The sequence below is a fragment of the Roseateles chitinivorans genome (assembly GCF_002761755.1).
GTDB lineage: Bacteria > Pseudomonadota > Gammaproteobacteria > Burkholderiales > Burkholderiaceae_C > Roseateles > Roseateles chitinivorans.
Genome location: NZ_PEOG01000009.1, coordinates 54653 through 75438, shown reverse-complemented (window position 1 = coordinate 75438; position 20786 = coordinate 54653). Strand labels below are relative to the sequence as shown.

Annotated in this window: 20 protein-coding genes; 10 read left to right on the top strand and 10 right to left on the bottom strand. The window is 66.3% G+C overall.

Annotated features, from left to right (window positions below):
• The first annotated feature begins 61 nt into the window (after window positions 1-61).
• The gene (locus CS062_RS03920; protein ID WP_099860159.1) at window positions 62-817 is read left to right on the top strand and encodes an SDR family oxidoreductase; all 756 of its coding nucleotides are present in this window, start codon (window positions 62-64) and stop codon (window positions 815-817) included.
• A 166-nt stretch (window positions 818-983) separates the two neighbouring features.
• Here the strand turns inward: CS062_RS03920 and CS062_RS03915 are convergent, their stop codons facing one another.
• Both CS062_RS03915 and CS062_RS03910 read right to left on the bottom strand, forming a co-directional pair.
• Window positions 984-2072, bottom strand: coding sequence for a porin (locus tag CS062_RS03915; RefSeq protein WP_158238656.1), 1089 nt, complete (start codon window positions 2070-2072; stop codon window positions 984-986).
• A 697-nt stretch (window positions 2073-2769) separates the two neighbouring features.
• Window positions 2770-3648 (bottom strand): LysR family transcriptional regulator, encoded by an 879-nt coding sequence (locus CS062_RS03910; RefSeq protein ID WP_099860156.1) that lies wholly within the window; start codon window positions 3646-3648, stop codon window positions 2770-2772.
• A 130-nt stretch (window positions 3649-3778) separates the two neighbouring features.
• Between CS062_RS03910 and CS062_RS03905 the strand changes: the two genes are divergently transcribed.
• The 7 genes from CS062_RS03905 (at window position 3779) to CS062_RS03875 (ending at window position 10421) form a co-directional block, all read left to right on the top strand.
• Window positions 3779-4741: a Bug family tripartite tricarboxylate transporter substrate binding protein gene (locus CS062_RS03905; protein WP_099860154.1), complete on the top strand. Its 963-nt coding sequence runs from the start codon at window positions 3779-3781 to the stop codon at window positions 4739-4741.
• 69 nt (window positions 4742-4810) lie between these two features.
• On the top strand, window positions 4811-5509 hold the full coding sequence (locus tag CS062_RS03900; RefSeq protein ID WP_099860153.1) for an RraA family protein: 699 nt from the start codon (window positions 4811-4813) through the stop codon (window positions 5507-5509).
• A complete protein-coding gene (locus CS062_RS03895) occupies window positions 5506-6426 on the top strand; it encodes a hydroxyacid dehydrogenase (protein WP_099860151.1) in 921 nt (306 codons plus the stop codon). The genes CS062_RS03900 and CS062_RS03895 overlap by 4 nt, the downstream gene beginning before the upstream one ends.
• A 9-nt stretch (window positions 6427-6435) precedes the next feature.
• On the top strand, window positions 6436-7500 hold the full coding sequence (locus CS062_RS03890) for a cyclase family protein (protein WP_099860150.1): 1065 nt from the start codon (window positions 6436-6438) through the stop codon (window positions 7498-7500).
• 44 nt (window positions 7501-7544) lie between these two features.
• Window positions 7545-8510 carry a Bug family tripartite tricarboxylate transporter substrate binding protein gene (locus CS062_RS03885; protein ID WP_099860148.1) on the top strand — a complete coding sequence of 322 codons (966 nt, stop codon included), beginning with the start codon at window positions 7545-7547 and terminating at the stop codon, window positions 8508-8510.
• A 13-nt stretch (window positions 8511-8523) separates the two neighbouring features.
• Window positions 8524-9486, top strand: coding sequence for a Bug family tripartite tricarboxylate transporter substrate binding protein (locus tag CS062_RS03880; RefSeq protein WP_233217899.1), 963 nt, complete (start codon window positions 8524-8526; stop codon window positions 9484-9486).
• Between the two features lie 8 nt (window positions 9487-9494).
• Window positions 9495-10421, top strand: coding sequence for an SMP-30/gluconolactonase/LRE family protein (locus CS062_RS03875; RefSeq protein WP_099860147.1), 927 nt, complete (start codon window positions 9495-9497; stop codon window positions 10419-10421).
• Between the two features lie 920 nt (window positions 10422-11341).
• Here the strand turns inward: CS062_RS03875 and CS062_RS03865 are convergent.
• Window positions 11342-12241 carry an alpha/beta fold hydrolase gene (locus CS062_RS03865; protein ID WP_099860238.1) on the bottom strand — a complete coding sequence of 300 codons (900 nt, stop codon included), beginning with the start codon at window positions 12239-12241 and terminating at the stop codon, window positions 11342-11344.
• A gap of 74 nt (window positions 12242-12315) precedes the next feature.
• Between CS062_RS03865 and CS062_RS03860 the strand changes: the two genes are divergently transcribed.
• Complete coding sequence (locus tag CS062_RS03860) at window positions 12316-13023, top strand: class I SAM-dependent methyltransferase (RefSeq protein WP_099860144.1); 708 nt, start codon at window positions 12316-12318, stop codon at window positions 13021-13023.
• A gap of 213 nt (window positions 13024-13236) precedes the next feature.
• A complete protein-coding gene (locus CS062_RS03855; protein WP_143742244.1) occupies window positions 13237-13698 on the top strand; it encodes a hypothetical protein in 462 nt (153 codons plus the stop codon).
• A 39-nt stretch (window positions 13699-13737) separates the two neighbouring features.
• Here the strand turns inward: CS062_RS03855 and CS062_RS03850 are convergent, their stop codons facing one another.
• The 7 genes from CS062_RS03850 to CS062_RS03820 form a co-directional block, all read right to left on the bottom strand.
• Entirely contained in the window at window positions 13738-13998 is a 261-nt protein-coding gene (locus CS062_RS03850) for a hypothetical protein (protein ID WP_099860140.1), read from the bottom strand.
• The gene (locus CS062_RS03845) at window positions 13995-14513 is read right to left on the bottom strand and encodes a hypothetical protein (protein WP_099860139.1); all 519 of its coding nucleotides are present in this window, start codon (window positions 14511-14513) and stop codon (window positions 13995-13997) included. The genes CS062_RS03850 and CS062_RS03845 overlap by 4 nt, the downstream gene beginning before the upstream one ends.
• A 40-nt stretch (window positions 14514-14553) precedes the next feature.
• On the bottom strand, window positions 14554-14862 hold the full coding sequence (locus CS062_RS03840; protein ID WP_099860138.1) for a hypothetical protein: 309 nt from the start codon (window positions 14860-14862) through the stop codon (window positions 14554-14556).
• Between the two features lie 100 nt (window positions 14863-14962).
• Window positions 14963-16342, bottom strand: a complete 1380-nt coding sequence (locus CS062_RS03835) for a glycoside hydrolase family 5 protein (protein ID WP_099860136.1) — start codon at window positions 16340-16342, stop codon at window positions 14963-14965.
• Window positions 16343-16465: 123 nt separating this feature from the next.
• Window positions 16466-17926, bottom strand: a complete 1461-nt coding sequence (locus CS062_RS03830; protein ID WP_099860135.1) for an MFS transporter — start codon at window positions 17924-17926, stop codon at window positions 16466-16468.
• 54 nt (window positions 17927-17980) lie between these two features.
• Entirely contained in the window at window positions 17981-19384 is a 1404-nt protein-coding gene (locus CS062_RS03825; RefSeq protein ID WP_199174164.1) for a GH1 family beta-glucosidase, read from the bottom strand.
• A 51-nt stretch (window positions 19385-19435) separates the two neighbouring features.
• Window positions 19436-20785: a GDSL-type esterase/lipase family protein gene (locus CS062_RS03820; protein WP_099860132.1), complete on the bottom strand. Its 1350-nt coding sequence runs from the start codon at window positions 20783-20785 to the stop codon at window positions 19436-19438.
• Window position 20786: the final 1 nt, after the last annotated feature.

Below are 20786 nucleotides of genomic sequence, written 5' to 3'. Positions count from 1 at the left end.
CGAGTACGGCCTCGCGGACCTATCGTGGAGGCGTCGCAACCTTCACGAAGAAACAGCCTCAATGAAAACCGTACTCGTCACCGGCTGCTCCTCCGGCTTCGGCTTGGAAACAGCCCGCGAATTCTTGGCGCGTGGCTGGCAGGTCGTGGCCACCATGCGTACCCCCCGAGAGGATGTGCAGCCGCCGTCCGAGCGCTTGCGCCTCCTGCAGCTTGATGTCACTGACGCGCAAAGCATCCGAGCGGCCATCAGCGCCGCTGGCCCGATCGACGTCCTGGTCAACAACGCTGGCTTTGGGGCACCTGCCCCCGTCGAGCTGACGAGCCTGGAAACGGTTCGCGAGCTGTTTGAGACCAACACGTTCGGCACGATTGCCGTCACGCAGGCGGTACTGCCTCAGATGCGTGAACGCCGCTCCGGCGTCATCGTGAACGTGACCTCGAGCGTCACCTTCAAGGCGTTGCCCTTGGTAGGCATCTATCGGGCAGCCAAGGCTGCCGTGAACGCGTTGTCTGAGTCGTTGGAGAAGGAGGTCGCTCAGTTTGGCGTCCGAGTGCGTCTCGTGCTGCCTGGATCCTCCGGCGAGACGCGCTTCCGAGAAACGGCGCGCGGCAACCTGCGAGGCATTGACGATGCAACGTATGGCGAGTTCATGAAGACCGCCATCGCACGCATGCAGGCATCCACCGGCCCTGGGACGCGCGCGAAGGACGTTGCCGAGGCGGTGTGGCTTGCCGCGACCGATCTCAATGCGCCGTTCCGCATCCCCGCCGGCGCTGACGCCGTGCAGTGGGCTGCGGAAGCCGATAAGAACTGACGCAGGCCGAGGCACCGCGGCAGTCGGATAGGTCTAGCGCTCAGGGAGCTTCATCGAGCGTGACCGGAGGCCGAAACGCCGTCACAGCGTCTCTCGCAGCTTGCGTCAGCCCAAGGTGAATGAAGGCAGTGCGTCAACCCGCACTGCCCACTTGCCAACACACGGATCAGAAGCGGTGGCGGATCCCCGTCGTGACGCCATACTGCGTGCCACGCACCGCCATGAAGGTGGTTGTTGGATAGCGGTCCGTCAGCTGGTTTCGGTCGACTTCGGCATAGATGCCGGTGCGCTTGGACAGCGCGTAGTCGGCCGCGACATAGGCCATGCGGCGCTTGCCGATGCCGACCTTGCTCTGGCTGTCGAGCAGGAAGTTCGCCAGGAGCGTGAGCGAATCCGTTGCCCGATAGTTCACACCCACAGAATAGACATCGTTCTCCTGCGCAGAGACGCGGTGCGTGCGCTTCATGTAGCCCACCATCCCCTTGAGCGACTCGGTGAACTTGTACGTTCCGCCCAGGCCCAGGATCTTTCGGGTCTCCGCGCCATTGAAGCTATCCATTTGCTGCCAGTACGCGGCGACATCGAATGGCCCACCCGTGTAGCTCGTGCCAACGGCCCATGCTTTGCCGTTTCCTTCGGATGCGGTGACGGTCGCCAGAAATGCGGCGGGGCCAGCCGTGTACTGGTACTTCACCATGTTGTCCTGGCGCGCCACATGGTGGACGGAGAAGCCGCTGATCGCGTCAAGGTTGGGATTCGGCGACGGCTGGAACCGGCCAGAGAGCTGATGCGCGAGCGTGTACTGGCGACCCATCGTGACGGTGCCCATCGGCGTGACCAGACCGACCCAGGATTCACGACCCCAAGCCCGGCCACCTTGAGTCGCGCCAACACCGTAGTTCGGCGAGGTGGTCGCCATGGTCAGAGTGCCGGAGGATGGGTCGAAGCCTTGCTCGATCAGGAAGATGCCCTTGTATCCGTCTCCCAGGTCTTCCGTGCCGCGGAATCCAAGCCGACTCGGCGCCCAGATGGCATCGCCGACCGAGTTGTAGGTCGACGCCGACGGTCCGTAGTGGGTGGCATGACGCACCGAGACGTCGACCACCCCATAGATCGTGACATTGGTGGTCGACGGGCCCTGCGCCGGGGCCGTTGCCGGTGCCGCCGGCGGAGCGGCGGATTGGGCGCTGGCTGCGCTGGTGAGCGCGACCGCGCTGACGACCAGGCCATGACGAAGAACGTTGCAAGGTTTCATGTTTGTCTCCAGGGTTGCAGGCCATTCCCAAGTGATGGCCATGTCTAGTTCGTGTTGGTCGTCGTCAAGATGATTTCCACCGGAGCGACCAACCGCTGAGTGCGAGCGTCTCCACGGCGCCCGGTAACGGGCTCCGAAGAGGCGATCGACATCAAGGTGAAGCGCGTGCCCGACTGCTCTCCGGTTGGAAGAGTTCCGCGCCCGCTGATCAGTCGATCAGCGCAAGGCGGTCTGTGAGGCTGGCACTGAGCCATGGAGGAAGCTCGGTGAATCGCCGAGCGGCTCGCTGCACGCCTCGTCGTCGGGGGCGACGCCCCGACCCGTCCTACGGTTTCGCGGATCGGAAGAGAGTGAGTCGAGGACGACCACCGCGGTGGGTGTCGTGTAAGGCGCGTTGTCCCGCTGTCTCTCTTGGATCGCCACTCATCTGGCACGGGCTGTTCATGCGTGTCTCCATGCATCCTGGGCGAATGCTGTAGTTTTTCTGGAGTGTTCGCGCCGTTCGGACGTTCGTCCAATTGATAATTGTTTGTCGTCCCATCGACAACGCTTTTGGAGTGGATCGCACGTCGTCTGAGCACGGATGGACAGCCTCGCCGGGAGGTGCCCATCGCCTCCCGGCGACGCGTTACGTCAGCTTTGCAGCACGTGCTCGCACCATCAGTGCAGGGTGCGCTGCGCCGGAGCCAGACGCGGGTCAGCCCTTGCGTGCGTCGGCGAGGAGAGAGATGAGCAATCGAGCCACCGGCGGCATGTAGGAGTTCGCTCGATAAGTCACCACCAGGCGTCGACGCATCACGGCGTCCTTGACCGGCACCTCCGCCAGTCCGCTGCCCTTCCCCAGATGGTGCCTGGAGATGAAGCTCAGCAGCCCGGTTTCAGCGATGAGCGCTGGCAGCAGGATCAGCATCGTGCTCTCCACCTGGACCCGTGGCCTCGGGAGACGCTTGCGATCGAAGGTGTGGTCCAACCAATCGCGCGTGGGAGCGCCAGGCGGCTGCAGCACCCACTGATGCTCAGTCAGATCGCGCAGGCTCGGAGATGCCTTGAGGATGGGATGCTTGGCGCTCGTCGCCACGACGATGAAGTCCTCGGACAGCAGCTCCGAGGTCAGCCCCGGCTCCTGCATGCCTTCGGTCCCCACCATCAGGTCAATCTCCCCCGAGTGCAGGAGCGGGCGCAGGGTGTCTCCGAGCGCGACCACCGTCCGCATGGTCACGTCAGGCGCGTGCTCCAGCAGCCGGCGCGTGGCCACCGGAAGAAGGAACTGCGCCGCGGTCGGGACGATCCCGACTCGAATGTGACCAATGAGTCCCTTCCCCAGGTCGCCGATTTCGCGGATGGCGTCGTCCACATCGAATCGCATGCGTCGCGCCCAGTTGAGCAGGACGACCCCCGCAGAGGTCAGGCGGATGCCGCGTCCCGAACGCTCGAACAGCGGGGCGCCACATTCCTTCTCCAGGCGACGGATGCAACTTGTGAGCGCCGGCTGGGTGCGGTGGAGCCGCTCGGTGGCCTTTCCCAGATGCTGAAGCTCGGCGATGGTCTCGAAGTAGCGCAGATCGCGAAGGTCCATACCAAAAGTCCGATCGATACTTTGCCAAAAAATTATTGATTGGACTGTAGGCACGGGGAGGCGAATAGTAAAGACACAAACGGGACGCTTGAAGTGCAGCAAGGAACCCGAGTTCTGGAGACAACTTGCCATGACCTTTCGATCTTTCGTCGCCATTGCGGCCACCGTGCTCAGCAGCGCGGTCTACGCCCAGGCCTATCCCAGCAAGCCGATTCGTGTGTTGGTGCCGTTCCCGCCCGGCGGGGGCACGGACATCATTGCGCGGGAGATCACGCAGAAGGTCGGCGCTGCGAACGGTTGGACGTTCGTCATCGAGAACCGGCCAGGCGCCGGCGGCAACCTGGGCATCGACGGTGTCGCGAAGGCGCCGGCCGACGGCTACACGATCGGGTTGGGGCAGACCAGCAACCTGGCCATCAACCCGACGCTCTACGCCAAGATGCCGTACGACCCGGCCAAGGACTTGTCGCCGATCCTGCTCGTGGCCGACGCGCCGCTGGTGGTCGTGACGAGTGGCGCCTCTCCCTTCAAGTCTCTCGGAGACGCCGTGAAAGCCGCCAAGGCGAAGCCGGGAGCGATCAACTTCGCCTCGCCGGGCAACGGCACGGTGGCGCATCTCGCCGCCGAGCTGCTGCAGAACGCTGCGGGATTCAAGACGCAGCACGTGCCGTACAAGGGCGCCGCGCAGGCCATGACGGATGTGGTCAGCGGCAACGTGGAGCTGTACCTGTCCTCGGTGCCCACACTGCTGGGGCAGATCAAGCAGGGAAAGCTTCGCGCCCTCGCGGTGACTTCCACATCGCGCATCGAGTCACTGCCCCAAACGCCGACCGTTTCCGAATCCGGCTACAAGGGCTTCGAGGCCGTCACCTGGTTCGGATTCGTGGCGCCAGCGGGCACGCCGAAGGAAGTGATCGCGAAGCTCAATACCGAGTTCAACAAGGCCTTGAAGCAGGCGGATCTGCAAAAGAAGCTTGAAGAACAAGGGGCCCATGCGACGGGCGGCTCGGTCGACCAGTTCGCCAAGCTCATCAAGGAAGACATCGTCCGCTGGGGCCAGATCGTCAAGCAGTCCGGTGCTCGCATCGACTGACGGGCACGAAGGCGCCCCACCTCGCCCCTCATTTCATCGGCGCCATCGCGCCGCCCCCAGGAGAAGTTCATGAGTCAAGCCGCCGCATTGCCGGACGTCATTCGCAAGATCGAGCGCGTCGCCCCTGACGTCGTCGCGGAAGCTGCCAAATACCCGTCGTCGATCCTGGCTGACGTGGCCGGAAGGCGTGGCGCGCTGAGCGGCCGCATCGCACCGCTGGCGCCCTCGATGCGCATTGCGGGACCTGCGATCACGGTGGAGGTCCGCCCTGGCGACAACCTCATGATCCATGCCGCGATGGCGGTGGCCAAGCCTGGCGACGTGATCGTCGTCGACGGAAAGGGCGACCTCTCCAGCGCCCTGATGGGGGAGATCATGTCCCACCAATGCGTCGCCCTGGGCATCGTCGGCGTGGTGATCGACGGCGCCGTGCGGGATAGCGAGGCGATCCGGGAGCTTGGCTTCCCCATGTTTGCTGCAGGCCTGAACCCCAACGGACCGACCAAGTTCGTTCCGGGCCGCTTGAACCACCCCATCTCCATCGGCGGCGTCTGCGTGAGCCCTGGCGACTTGGTGGTGGCGGATGCCGATGGCGTGACCGTCATCGAGCGCGAGAAGGCCGCGGCGATGTTGCCGCTGGCGGAGGCGAAGGTCGCGGCCGAGACCAAGCGCATCGCCCAGATCAAGAGCCGCGAGGCGCTCGCACCGGCCTGGCTGAACGGTGCACTCCGCGCTGCAGGCGTCATCCAGGAAGGGGAAACGCTGTGAGCGCACGTTCCGCCATTCTGGTCACCGCGGCCGACCTGGCGCCCCAGGCGCTCGACCTGTTGAAGGACTTCCAGATCATCTACGCAGGCAAGACGCCCACCGAAGAGGACATCGTTGCCCTCTGCAAGCGTCACGATCCCGTCGGCATCATCGTTCGCTACGGCAAGGTGGGATCCGCTGCGATGGACGCGGCGCCCAGCCTTCGCGTGATCTCGAAGCACGGAAGCGGCACCGACACCATCGACAAGGACGCTGCCAAAGCGCGCGGCATTGAAGTGGTCGCGGCCGTCGGCGCGAATGCCTCCGCAGTGGCGGAGCAGGCCGTCGCGCTGCTTCTGGCCTGCGCGAAGTCCGTCGTTCAACTCGACGCGCGCATGCACCAGGGGTTCTGGGACAAGGCGACCCACAAGAGCGTCGAGCTCGATGGGCGGACGGTCGGTGTGATCGGACTGGGCGCGATCGGTCAACGCTTTGCGAAAGTCGCGCATGCGATGGGCATGCGTGTGGTCGGCTATGACCCCTATGCCAAGGACCTGCCGGACTACGTCGAGCGTGTCGAGCTGGAAACGATCTGGCGGGAAGCCGATGCGATCTCGTTGCACTGCCCGCTCACACCGGAAAACGCCAACTTGTTGAACGAGCGGACGCTGGCCGCCTGCAAGAAGGGCGTGCTGATCGTCAACACCGCGCGTGGTGGATTGATCGACGAGAACGCCCTCCTGGCGGCGGTGCGATCCGGCCAAGTGGGCAGCGCTGGCCTGGATTCGTTTGCTGTGGAGCCGATGACTGCCGGGCATCCGTTCCAAGGCCAGGAGCGGATCACGCTCAGCCCCCACGTTGGCGGCGTCACGGCGGACGCCTACGTGAAGATGGGCGTCGCCGCGGCGACCAACGCGCTGCGGGTCATCAACCGCTGAGACGGCGCCATGGCTCAGCGATGGAAGCAAGCGCCTCCCGGCTCCAACTGGGGGGAGTTCGGTCCGGATGACCAGCGCGGTCGGATGAATCTGGTCACTCCCGAGAAAGTGCTGCAAGGCATCGCGGAGGTGAAAGAGGGACGGACCTTCTGTCTCTCGCTTCCCCTCGATGTGCCGGGTGGGCGCGTCATGAATCCACGCCGGATGGCACCCCAGCGCTTCTCCGTCGTGCGCGACGGCAAGAGCCAGGGACAGCAGGGCTTCTGCTGGTCCTACGCGGGAGAGGACCCGGAGCTGACGGACGTCGTCAACGACGATGTCGTCTTGATGAGCCTCCAGTATTCAACGCAGTGGGACAGCCTGGCGCACGTCGGCAGCCTGTTCGACGCGGACGGCGACGGCACCCCTGAACAGGTCTTCTACAACGGGTTTCGCGGCGCCGAGCACATCCGGGCCGGGAGCGAGGACGCTCTGGCGACGCAGGAGTACGCCCGTTTCCCCGGGCCTCAGGCGGACGCGCTCGGCATTGAGCGTCTTGCCGAGCACGGCGTGCAAGGACGCGGCGTCCTGATCGACCTCGAACACCACGTCGGCAGAACGCGCCACGCAGTGGGGTACGACCAACTGATGCGCATTCTTGAGGCGGACGCGATCGAGATCGAGCCGGGCGACATGGTCTGCATCCATACCGGCTTCGGCGACACCTTGCTGTCCATGAACCGCCAGCCCGACGTCGAACTTCTCCACAAGACCGGGAGTGGACTCGACGGCTGGGATAGCCGTCTGCTGAACTGGATCGTCGACTCGCGCCTGGCCTGCTTGCTGGCGGACAACCCCGCGGTGGAGCTCGTCGTCCCGAAGCTTCAGACACCGACGCCCATGCGGCGTCCCCGACTGCCGCTCCATGAGCACTGCCTGTTCAAGAACGGCATCCATCTGGGCGAGCTCTGGTACCTGACCGAACTCGCCACCTGGCTGCGGTCGAACGGCCGTTCGCGGTTCCTGTTGACCGCGCCGCCACTTCGCCTGCCGGGTGCGGTGGGCTCGCCCGCCACCCCCATCGCGACCGTCTAGCGGTGAATACCGTCGGCGGGAAAAGAATTCGATAGGAGACAACGATGACGAAAACGACCTTCAAGCTGCTCGTGGCGACCGCGGCTTGTTCGCTGGCGTTCAGTGCGCACGCCGCCTGGCCGGACAAGCCGATCACTCTCGTGGTGCCGTACCCCTCGGGCGGCGCCGCCGACGCGCTGGCGCGGGTCGTCGCCTCCGAGCTGGGGACGAAACTCAAGCAGCAGGTGCTTGTCGAGAACAGAAGCGGCGCGGGTGGCACGATCGGCGCGCAAGCGGTGGCGCAGGCCCCAGGCGATGGCTACACGCTGCTCTATGACGCGACCTCTTTCGCGGTCAACCCGAGCCTGTTCCCGAAGCTGCGCTTCGACTACACGAAGGACTTCAAGCCGATTGCGCTGGTGGCACGAATCCCCACGCTGCTGGTGGTGCCCGCCGGCTCGCCCGTGAAGTCGGTGGCGGACCTGGTGTCGCATGCCAAGGCTGCGCCGGACAAGATGTCCTACGCGTCGGCAGGCAACGGCAGCGCGGCGCACCTCAGCGCGGAGCTCTTCAAACAGGGCTTTCATGTGTCGGTCGTGCACATTCCCTACAAGGGCGGCGCTCCCGCCTTGACGGACCTGTCCGGCGGGCAGGTCGACATGATGTTCAGCGCGTTGACCGCGTGTGGTCCGCTGGTCAAGTCGGGGCGGCTGCGCGCGATCGCCACGGCATTCGATCGTCGCCTGGAAGGCATGCAGGAAGTTCCGACCATCGCGGAGTCCGGACTGCCCGGCTTCAACGCTTATGAGTGGAATGCGGTCTTCGCGCCGAAGGGCGTGCCGGACGCAATCACGGCTCAACTCGAGACCCTGATGAAGAAGGTGCTCACCGCGCCGGCGGTGCGGGAGCGCATGACCGCGCTGGGTGCGCTTCCTGCGGCCGGCGGTGCGAAGGAGCTGGACGCGTTCGTGAAGTCGGAGACCGCGAAGTGGGCGCGCGTCATCAAGACGGCCAACATCAAGCTGGATTGACGGGAGGGGCGACATGATGTCAAAGCAATTGATCGCCTTCTCGCTGGCCCTCGCTGCTGCCTTTTCCGTCCATGCGCAGGCATGGCCGACCAAGCCAGTCCGCATCATCGTGCCGTATCCGCCGGGCGGAGCGGTGGACGTCGTCACTCGCAGGGTCGCCGCGAAGCTTCAGGAACAGACCGGCCAGACGTTCTACATCGAGAACAAATCCGGTGCGACGGGCACGATCGGCATCAACCAGGCGCTGCAGGCACCGGCCGATGGATACACGCTGGTCGCGAACGACACGACCTACGCGCTGCTGCCGCACATCTTCAAGAAGCTGCCTTTCAACTACGCCTCGGACCTGGTGCCCGTCACCGGCTTCATGTTCGCGCCCGTTGCCATGGCGGTGCGGTCGGAGTCGAAGTACAAGACGCTCGCGGAACTGCTGCGGGATGGCAAGGCAGAGCCCAACAAGCTCACCTACGGCACCGGCGGCGCGGGCACGATGCCGCACTTCGCGACAGAAGCGCTGGGCATCGCCACCGGGGTGCGCTTCATGCACATCCCTTTCAAGGGCGCGGGCGAAGCGACCTTGGCCATGCTGGGTGGCACGATCGACTTCCAGCTCGCATCGACGCCCGGCGTCATCGGCCAGGTCAACGGCGGCAAGGCCCGACTCCTTGCGGTGAGCGGGGACAAGCGTCTCGCCGCGCTTCCGAATGTGCCGACCTTCGCGGAGGCCGGCCTCAAGGGTTATGGTGTGGTGAACTTCACTGGCCTGTGGGTCAAGCGCGGCACCCCGGCCGAGGTCGCGGCACGGCTGCAAAAGGAAGTGGCGACGGCGATGGCCAGTCCGGACGTCAAGGCGTATGCCGAGAGCATCGGGGCAGAGGCAGCATCGTGGGATGCCGCGACCTTCGCGCAGAACCTGACCGAGCGCAATGCGTTCTGGGGGAAGGTGGCCGCGAACACCGCTTTCGAGCGGCAGTAAGGAGCACCATGTTCTTTCTCCAACCCCCTGAAGTTCGACAAGCCGAGGTCTTCAGCAGCATGCCCGATCGATTCCGCCGAAAGGGTGTGAAGACGGAATGGGCCGCGGCCAATCGCGCGGGTCAAGAGACGGACAGCTTTCTGGAAGGACCCGTCTTCGATGACCAGGGCAACCTGTTCGTGACCGACATTCCCTATGGCCGCCTCTTCAAGGTGGACCCAGCCGGTGATTGGGAACTCGTGGCGGAGTACGACGGCGAACCGAATGGCATGAAGTTCCTCGCTGAGCGGGAGCTGCTGATCACGGACTACAAGCAGGGCCTGATGGTCTGCGACATCACCAGCGGTGAGGTTCGGCCTTTTCTCTCCCGGCGCAACTCGGAGCGATTCAAGGGGGTCAACGACCTCATCTTCGATTCGCAAGGGAATCTGTACTTCACCGATCAGGGGCAGTCCGGACTCCATGACCCGAGCGGCAGGCTGTATCGCCTTCGCCCGAGTGGGCAATTGGACTTGCTGTTGAGCAATGTGCCGAGCCCCAACGGGGTGGCCCTGTCTCCCGACGAGCGCGTCCTCTACCTCGCGGTCACGCGGGGCAATGCGGTCTGGAGAGTGCCCTTGCTCGAGGATGGGAGCGTCTCCAAGGTCAGCGCGTTCTTCACGTCCTACGGCCCCAGCGGCCCGGACGGTTTGGCGGTGGACACCCAAGGCCGATTGGCGGTAGCCAACCCGGGGCTCGGGTTCCTATGGATCCTCAACCATCGGGCTGAACCAAAAGTGGTCTTCCGCAGTCCCGTCGGAGCTTCGCTCACGAACATCGCCTATGGTTCAACGGATAGATCCGCCGTGTACTGCACGGAATCCGTGAGCGGCTCCATTCTTCGCTGCACCCTGGACGTGCCGGGCCTACCGCTCTGTCGGGGCTCGGCGGCCTGAGCTGGTCCAGCAGCTGCTAACGACTTGATTGGACGGCGCTGGGCGCGCAAGGGCCCCTGGCATGACGCTTTCTCAACAGCGTCGCGAGGGCCCATGGCCCGCAGGCGGACAATCTCGCCTACTGAGCGTGCCGCAGTGCCCATAACGCTGGCGAGAAAGCGATCGCAAGAAGCCCAATTGACTGAATGGCTGCGTCAAGCGCAGTCCTGGCGGGTCCCTGCCTGACGTAGGAAAGCAAAAGTAAAACGGGCATTCCGACAATGAGCACCCAACGCAATTCCGTAGATGGCGATATACGGACTTCAAGCATGGCCAGCATCGAGTCCAGGAAGATGCCGGAGACAACGTTAAGCGCGGCAAGCCCGAGAGCAAGGCTGCGGACAAAGGTGGTCATGCGAGCGAAGCCCAACGCGTTCCTGGGAGACGGCCAGCGCCACATAGGCAGGCACACTGCGCAGTAGACAGGCACGATCGGCCACCGGCAAGCTTTTGATAGGTCATCGAAATTTCCTGTTTGACTGCGTTTTCATTTCCGGCCGAACGCGCACGCGCTTACAAGCAATCGACGGGGATGCCAGCCGGGTCTCATGATTGTGGCTGGCTGGCTGTCTTAACGTTCATCCCCGCTTTGGGGTAGCTGCCGTTCCAGCCCGAGTGCGGACGCCTCGATGAACAATGCCTTGCCTGATTCGGTGAGCGCTGGGCAGGGAGTAGAGCAGTTGAGCCGAGCCACCCGAGGCTGCCTCTCCAGATTGGCTAGCGTCTGGCTGACCACCGATTGAGCGCATCTGAGCTGGCGGCCGGAAAGCTGCCTCTCTCCGCTGCGACAACGAAGATACGAAGTTGGTCAACAGACGCCGTCGAGGTGAAACTCCCAACAACGATCTGTTGCGGACGCATTCTTGCTGCCGGCCGTTCGCTCAGTCCCCCGACGCCGCGCCCGCCAGCCCAGCCGCAAACCTCAGGATGGCCTCGGCGAGTTGCTCCGGCCGTTCCTCCGCGATGTGGTGCCCGCAGTCGAACACCCTTTCGACCACCACGTCGTCGCACCATTCCCGCCAGATCTCGACGGGACTTCCGTACAGCCTGCCGAGATCGTCACCGGACGCCCATCCGAACAGGAGCGGGCACCGCACCTTTCGGCCGGCGGCCCGGTCGGCCTCCTCGTGCTCGCGGTCAATGCCCAACCCCGCGCGGTAGTCCTCCAACATGGCAAAGACCGTGGACGGGTTGTTGATCGCCCGTTGGTAGTCCTCGAAGGCGCGGTCGCCCATCTGCCGGCGCTTCTCCTCAGGATCGCCATACCAGCGATTGGGGTCGCTATTAATGGCGGCTTCGGGCTTGTCCGGCTGGGCGAAGAAGAACCAGTGCCACCAGGCTTGAGCGAACTCGGCGCCGCAGCGTCGCAGGGCCTCGGAGATCGGCACCGTTTCAAGAATGACCAACCCGCGGACCAGCTCGGGATGGTCCAGCGCCAGACGCAGCGCCACATACGCGCCGCGGTCGTGGCCGACGACGACGAAACGACGGTGACCCAGCTGGGTCATCAGCTCGACCAGGTCCGACGCCATCGACCGCTTGCTGTAAGGGGCATGCTGCGCATCGCTGGTCGGCTTGCTCGACTCCCCATAACCCCGAAGGTCCGGGCACACCACCGAATGATGGTCCGCAAGGATCGGCGCGACCCGGTGCCAGGTGGCATGCGTGCGGGGGTGGCCGTGAAGCAGCAGCACGGCGAGATCCCCCGACCCGCCCCGCCGATAGCGCAGAGTCGCCTGCGACAAGGTGGCGTGAGCAAGGGTGAAGCGGTCGAAGCACATGCGGCTCACGGGCAACCCGGGGGCCTGCGTGCTGCACGCTTTCCAGTACGCTCGCGGCCACTGGCGGAGTACGAATGAAAGCCGACCCCCAACCCCTCTTCGCCGGCACCGGCCCCGGCAGCCAAACCCACGACGGATGCTCCGTCGAGCTCTACCGCCGTGCCCGGTACGCCGGCGAGATCGAGCACCTGCGCGGGCACTTCCTCCCTGGAACCTCGGTCCTCGACCTCGGCTGCGGCACGGGCCTTCTCGCCCATCGCCTGCTGGACTTCGGTTGCACCGTCACGGGCGTCGACAACTCCGCCGAGATGCTCGCCCACGTCTCCGACCGCGTCCGCCGCGTCCACGCAGACATCGAGCGACTCGAGCTCCCCGAGCGTTTCGATGTCGTGCTCCTGCCCAGTGGCCTCATCAATCACGCGGAGGCGTCAATCCGTCACGCCTTCATCGCCGCTGCCAGCCGGCATGTCGCGCCGCATGGCCAATTGATCCTTCAATGCCAGAACGCCCACTGGCTACGCACTGCCGTCCTCGGACCGCTGAGTCGATCAAGCGAACTGGCCATCGAAGTGGCCGCCTTGGATCGCGCCACCGTCGATGGCGTCGAGCAGGTCCGCATGACCCTGCGCTACCTCATGGGTGATGACGCCTGGACGCATTCGTTCGCATTGGTGCCGCTCGACGAGTCGGCGATCGCGGCGCTGCTTCGCCATCACGGCTTCGACGAGCCGGTGGCCCTCGACGACGCGCGTCGGTGGTTTGCTGCGAAACCTCGGCGCTGACCGCTCGCTACCGCCCACCTCTCCCGCGGTTCACCCCGTCCACCGCACCGCCATCCGCGATTTCCCTTGAAATGTTCGCAAAGTGGTCAAGCGCCCAACGAACAGGGAAAACAGTTCACCATCGGGATTCTTCTGTGCCGCCCTCCTTGTGCCCTGGGCGACGAAGCCCTCGCTTCAGCAGCCCGCATGTGCACCGTTCCACCGGGAGGTCGCATGCGGCACGAGGAATCTCTCTACCTTCGATGGACAGCCGCCGAGACGCGGTGCCGTGCCTTGGCGCGTCATCTCTACGGCAGGGTGCGCGCGGGCCACACCCCGACCGAGGCCGAGCTGCGGGAGCTGGCCGAGGCTTCCGCGAACGCCTGCGCGCTGTTCCGCGAGCATCTGACGCAGGTGCTGGCCCAGTCAGGCGAGAGCCCGACCCCGCTGCTTCCCGTCGATCAGCCGCCGCCCACCGTCACGGTGGCGGAGTGCCCGACGTGCGCGCGGATTGCCGACGAACCCGCGAACGACTGGGAGGCCGAGCTGGATTTCCTGGGCGCCGACCGGCGCACGCGGCGGGTGCTGCATTTCCACTGGCAATGCCGCCAGTGCGGCGCCGTCTGGCGTCAGTCCAAGAGCCGGACCGCCGGAACGCAGGACTGGAGCCTGGCCGACCAACGGATCGAGCTCTGAGCCGAACGCGGTGAGACGACGGCCTTTGGGTCGCCGGTGTCAGCCGCGGCGATCCGAGCCGGTGCTCGGCACGTGCGTGGGCTCGGTGCCGTGCCGGGCGGTCTCGTCGAACGTCTCCTTGCCGGTGAGCGGCGTATCGACGGGCTTGTCGTCATAGCCCTCACGGGCGTTCTCGATCGCGTCGCGCTCCTGCTCCATCAGGCGCTTGGCCTCGTCGGACCGGGGCTTGTCCGAGGGCGTCGTCGGGCTCGACACCGGCGTCGCCTCGGTCTGTCGCTGGCGGGATTCGGGGGCGGTCATGGGGTGGCTCCTTCGGAATCGCCGCGCTCGCCCCGACGCAGTGCGCCGTCGGCGAGGCGGTCGCGATAGTCCTCGATCGCCATCGAGCCGCAACGCTCCTCGCCGTTCTCCGTCCAGCGCAGCACTGCGCGGTGTTCGCTCTGCTCGATCGTGCAGGGGCCGCGCGGCACCTGCACCGCGTCCTCGACGGTGGCTTGCAAGGTCATCGGGCGCTCGACGAAGCCTTCGCACGGCTCGGACAGCTCCGGCCCACCGGCCGATGCGGTCGGGGCCGCCTCGCTGCCGGGCGGCAACTCGCTGCCCGGCTTGAGCGTCCAGTCCTTCGCGTCGCGCAGAGTCGTGTGCGGCTCGGCGATCTTCGTCGCACCGCCGACGGCGATCGGATCGCTGGCCGGGAAGGTGTCCTCGATGGCGTTGTCCAGCAACTCCTGGTAAGTCGGCAGCTTCTCGCTCGGGTGCTTGGCTTCACCGGCGAGACGCTGGGCTTCCTTCTTCAATTGATCGGCTTGCGGCATGGCGTGCAGGGGAAAGTCGTTGCGGGAAGTGGCGTGTCGCTCAGGACGCGCCACCCGGCGGTTGGCGCTCGCCGCCCAGGGCTTCGGGCTTCTCGCCGCTCTCCGGCGCGAAGTGGGCGTCGTCCTTGCTGGTGTCATTGCCGCTGCCGCTGCCCGGGCTGCGAGCGCGGCTGCTGCCGTCGTCCGGCGCGGCGCCGCGCGATTCCTCCTCGCGCCGTTGCGGCGCGTGGGTGCCGGGCCTGCCTTGCGACTTGTCCTGCTGGCCAAGGTCGCTCAGTTCGCCGGTCTGGCCGGCGTGGCGGCGCTGGTCGCGTTCCGCGCCAGCGCGATGGGGATCGGGATGGGCCATGTCGTCCTCCTGGAGGCGGGACCGACGAAGCGGTCGACATGGCCCTGCGGCAAGCGGGATTCCTATGCGTAGGCAAGTGGAAGCGCCGCCGCGCTGATCGTCACTTCGCCGAGTCGACGATGGCGCTCACGATCGACGGATGCACCACCGCACCGGTGTTGCGGTCGAACAGCCCCATGCTGTGGTTGTCGTTCGGATAACCCGCGTCCCAGTAGACCGGCACCGCGCCCCGCGTCCATGCGGCCCGTGCCACATACCGGTCCCAGGCGGTGCGGTAGGTCTCCGCGCCGGCGTACTCGGTACGGCGGATCGCGCCGAACTCGCCCAGGATCACCGGGATACCCTGGTCGACGAAGCGGGTCTTCATCTTCTGGAACTGGCCGTCGATGTAGGCCTCGTTCGCCCACGTCTCGGTGTTGGCCGCGCTCGTCGCGCCCGCCCCCCACTGCCAGATGCTGCTCTTGTCGTTCAGCGTGAAGTTGTAGGGGTCGTAGAAGTGCACTTCCATCATCAGCCGGCGACCCACCGAGTCGCTCGGCATCGTCGCGAAATTCACCGCGTGATCGATGTTGGTGTTGAAGCCCTGCACGACCAGATGGCGCGCCAGGTTGCTCCCGCCCGTCGCCCGCACCGCGTTCACGAAGGTCTGGTTGAAGCTGTTCTGCACCGTGTAGTACTCGACCGTCGGCGTGCCGTAGTCGCCGTCCACCATCACCTCGTTGGTGCCGGCGAACAGCAGCATGTCGTCGTGGCCCTTGAAGTTGTTGGCGATCTGCGTCCAGAACTTCGTGATGCGCGCATTGACCGCCGACTGCTGGGCATAGGTCGGCTGCATCCAGCCCCCATCCCAGTGGATGTTGATCATCGTGTACAGGCCGGCGTTGCGCGCGTAGTTGACGACCTGCGTCACCCGCGCCATCCAGCTCGCGCTGATGTTGTCGTTGGCATCGGCGTACTGCTTCCAGGACACCGGGATCCGCACCGTCTTGAAGCCCGCCGCCTTCACCGCGTTGAACAGCGCCTGCGTGGCCATCGGGTTGCCCCACGCCGTCTCGCCGCCGATCGCCTCCAGCGTGTTGCCCATGTTCCAGCCGGCGCCCATCAGCTTGGACAGCTGCAGGCTGGTCAGGTCCCGCATGCCGGGCACGGTGAGGACGAAGTTCTGCGTCGACTTCGCGCCGCAGCTGTTGGTGTAGGTCGCCACCGCGGTGCAACTGGCCTTGGCCGTCAGGCCGATCTCGCGCGCGCTGCCCGACGCGCAGCCGGACCAGGCCCAGGAGCCGCCGCTGGTGGGCTGTGGACCCAGTCGCAGCGTGTCGCCGGCGGCCACCGTCACCGTCGAGGTGTTGGTCCAGGCGCCGCTGCCCACCTTGATGTAGGGGGTGATCGTCGTCGGCGAGCAGCTCTGCGCGCCGGCCTGCAGTCCGCTCGTCAGGCCGGTCGCTGCCATCAGCAGCGCGGCCAGGGTTCGTGCCTTCATCGTCTTGTCTCCGTACGTTGCGGTTGAGTCATGCGCGCGGTCGCGCGCACGGTCCGGTGAGGACTCTGGAAAGCTCGATGAACCACCCGCGGGACGGGCGCCGGCGCAGCGGCCGGCGCGGCCTCAGACGGCGCCGCGCTGGGCTTCGAGGCGGCTGCGGATCTCCGCCATGCCGTGCTCGGTCAATTCGAAGCGCGACACCGAGATCAGCGCCAGCAGCAGGCCCAGCACCGGGATGCCCGACAGCAGGATGCGGATCATGAAGATCGCGTGATCGCTCTGCACCGGCAGCTTCGAATCGAAGCCGGTGAACTGCAGGATCCAGCCCGAGGCGCCCACGCCCAGCGCGATGCCGACCTTGGAGATCCACGACTGGCAGGCGGCGAACGAGCCCTCCCGGCGCTGGCCGGTCTGCAGCTCGTCGTAGTCGATGACGTCGGCCACCGTCGAGCCGTAGAGCGTCCAGAAGCCCGCGCCGGTGAAGGCGACGAAGCCGCAGGCCAGCAGCTGCAGCGCGGGGCGCTCCGGGTCGTAGAGCCACCAGTCGCCGATGAAGGCGCAGATCGCCAGCGACAGCACCAGCGCCAGCGCCGCGCGCTTGCCGTGGCGCCGCGCGATGAAGTTGAAGAACGGGATGCCGATGAAGCCGAACACCATGCCGGCCACGCCCATCGCGGTGTTCCACTTGGTCGCCAGCGCGATGTCGCCCTTGCAGACGTAGTAGACGGTGGCGTAGTAGCCCAGCGCCGACACCATCGCCGTGCCGATGCCGTAGGCCAGCATCATCCCGAGGATGTGCCGGAACGGCCGGCAGCGCAGCGTGCGCCACAGCGTGTCGGCGAAGGGAATGTGGGTCTGCGAATGCGCCACCAGCTTCTCGTAGTAGCGCTCCCGCACCGTCATGAACATCACGATGGACACACCCACCATCACCGCGCCCAGCAGCGCGCAGTAGGTCTGCGCGCCGCGCAGGATGTCGGGCTTGCCGTCCGCGTCATGGAACCAGGCCAGCGTCGTGAACTGCGCGGCGAAGAACATCGCCAGCTCCGGGGCCTTCTGGATCGCGTTCTTGATGGACATCACGTTGGTGCGCTCGTGATAGTCCGGCGTCATCTCCGAGCCCAGGCTCAGCCAGGGCATGTTGAAGCAGCTCATCACCGGCACGTAGATGGCGGTGGAGATCACCATGAACATGAAGTACTGCATGTCCGTCCATCCGCGGCCGACGGCGAACATCAGCGGCAGGCCGATGCCCGCCAGCACGCCGCCGACCAGGATGAAGGGCCGCCGCCGGCCGTAGCGGGTGCGGGTGTTGTCGGAGATCCAGCCGAAGACCGCGTCCGAGGCGGCGTCGATGAAGATCTTGATCATCTGGGCCGTCGAGATCAGGCCCGGCGCGACGCCCAGGAACACATTGAAGACGTGGAAGGCCAGCGACGCATAGAGCCAGTGGCCCCAGAGGTCGATCATCGAGCCGAGCCCGTAGCCGACCTTCTGCGGCATCGGCACGCGGTCGGCGGGGTGGATCACGTGCGGCGCCGGCGGTGCGTCCGCGGCGGTGGAAGACAGGCTGTGTGCGCTCATGGCGGTGGCGGGGCGGCCCCGCGTCCTTTCATGGTTTCTGGCGAGGGCGGCGGCTCAGAGGATGCGCCGTTCCTGGACGATCCGGGCGTAGTACCGCGCCGACAGCTTGGGCGTGCGGACCTGCGTGCCGTAGTCGCAGTGCACGATGCCGAAGCGCCGCTGGTAGCCGTCCTCCCATTCGAAGTTGTCGATGAAGGACCAGAGGAAATAGCCGTTCACCGGCACGCCGTCGCCGATCGCGCGATGCAGCTCGCGCAGGTGGCCGCGCACGAAGTCGCGCCGGTGCAGGTCGTGGCATTCGCCGTCGGTCACCGGCTCGTCGTCGTAGCCGCAGCCGTTCTCGGTGATGTAGATCGAGCGATGGCCGTAGAGCTGGGCCGCCATCCGCGGCGCCCAGTACATCGACTGCGGCACCAGGTGCAGCCAGGGCGGATCGGCGCGCGGGTAGTTCTTCGGCAATGCGAGCTGCTCATAGCCCTGCGCGTTGTCAGCGGCGCGCACATAGTGGCCGGTGTAGATGTTCAGGCCGAGGAAGTCGGTCGGCTGGCTGATCAGGTCGAAGTCGCCCGGCAGCACCTTCGGCGCGGCGTCGCCGACGCGCTTCAGGTAGGACTCGGGATAGTGGCCGGCGTGGATCGCGCCCAGGATGTGGGCATTGCGGTCGCGGAACCAGGCGGTCGCGGCGGCGATGTCCTCCGGGCTTTCGCTGACCGGCACGCTGACGTCGCAGTTGTCGGTCAGGCCGACCTGGGCGCCGGGGCCGCCGTGCTGGCGCACCGCCCGCACCGCATGGCCATGGGCGACGATCGCATGGTGGTAGGTCTGGTTGACGACGGCTTCCGGCTCGCGGCGACCCGGCGCCTTGGTGCCGTAGCCGTAGGCCAGCATCGTGAAGCAGCGGATCTCGTTGAGCGTGATCCAGTGCTTGACCTCGTCGGAGAAGGTCTTCACGACCACTTCGGCATAACGGGCGAAGGCGTCGACGGTCTCGCGCGAGGTCCAGCCGCCGCGCTCCTCCAGCGCCATCGGCAGGTCCCAGTGGAACAGCGTCACCCACGGCCTGATGCCGTGCTTGCGCATGCTGGCGAAGAGGCGGCGGTAGAAGTCGATGCCGGCCTCGTTCACCGCGCCGGTGCCGTCCGGAATGATCCGCGGCCAGGCGATGGACATCCGGTAGTCCTTCAGGCCCAGCGAGGCCATCAGCGCGAAGTCCTCGTCGAAGCGGTGGTAATGGTCGACCGCCACGTCCAGCGTGTCGCCGCCATGGACGGCGCCCGGCTGGCGGCTGAAGCGGTCCCAGTTGGACTCGCCCTTGCCGCCCTCGAAGGCGGCGCCTTCGATCTGCGGCGCGGAGGCGGACACGCCGAACACGAAGGTGCCGGGGAAGGGCGAGGCGTAACCGAACGCCGGCAGCGGCGAGAGCGGGAACAGCGGCGAAGGAGCGGTGGTGGAACTCAAGGGACTGCTCATGGGTCAGGGTGGATCGGGGCAGGCGCGGACCGGGCCGGCTCAGCGGGAGGCTTCAAGGAGACGCAGCAGCGTCGGGTTCATCGCTTCCGCCCAGAGGCGGTAGCCGCGCTCGGAGAGGTGCAGCCGATCGGGCATCACCTCGGGCGACAGCGTGCCGTCGGGGTTGCTCAGCGACGCGCCGATGTCGAGGAAGTGGACGACCTCGCCGTCGGCGAAGCCGCGGATCAGCGCATTGATCTCGTTGTTGAGCGCGCGGCCGCGACCGTCGGGCTTGGGATCGCGCGGGAAGATCGCCAGCAGCAGGATCTTGCTGCCCGGTTGCCGGATGCGGATCTCGTCGATCAGGCGACGGATGCCGGCGGCGGTGGCGGTGGGGGCGTCCTGCCGGTCGCCGGTGTTGTTGGTGCCGATCATCAGCACGGTGACCTTGGGCGCGATGCCATCGATCTCGCCATGCTGCAGGCGCCACAGCACGTTCTCGGTGTGGTCGCCGCCGAAGCCCAGCGCCAGCGCGTCGTGGCGGGCGAAGTACTCGGCCCAGACGGCCTTGCCCGCGTCTTCCCAGCCCTGCGTGATGGAGTCGCCGATGAAGACGACCTCCGGGTTCCTGCCGGCCGCGCGCATGGCGCGGACCTCGGCGAGCTTCTGCTCATGGCGCGGCATCCACCAGTCCAGCGACCAGGACTGCAGCAGCGGCGACGGCGTGACCGACTCGGTGCGGTAGTCCGGGCAGACCGCGTTGGCCTGTCCGCGGCGCTTGATGCGCACGTTGGCGATCGACAGCTCGCCCCGTCCGCCGACCTCGACCGAGAACGGCAGCGTCACGCGGCTGAAGTCGTCGCCATCGCGGTGGAAGCACGACAGCGAGAACGACAGCCGCTGCCAGCCCTTGCCCTCCAGCGCGCGGCCGGGGATCAGGTGGTTGACCTTGCGTTCGCAGCCCTCGCCGCAGGCCAGCTTGAAGGAGAGGCCGCCCTGGCGCAGGTCCTTGACGTCGATGTCGAACTCCAGCGTGCCGTGCGCGAGGTAGGGCCGCAGGTCCACCGGCGGGCCGCCGGTCACCCGCAGGCTCGCGTACCAGGTGTCCTGCCAGGTCATCGTGACCGCGTCGCGCGGGCCGTCCTTGGCGCTGCGCCGGGCCGAGATCCGGGTGGTCGGGGATTCGGGCTTGGGCGCTGGCGGCGCGTCCACGCGATCCCCGGTCAGCGGCGCGCTGCGCTCGAAGTCGCCGATCGTCAGCTGGTGGCCCTTCATCGGCTGGCCGACGAAGACATTCAGCACATCGGCCGGCGCGGCGGCGCCGGCGGCGGCCGCGGCGGGCTGCCCCAGGCCGGTCAAGGTGACGGCCGCGGTGGCGGCTGCGGTGTGGAGGAGGGGGGACAGCTTCATG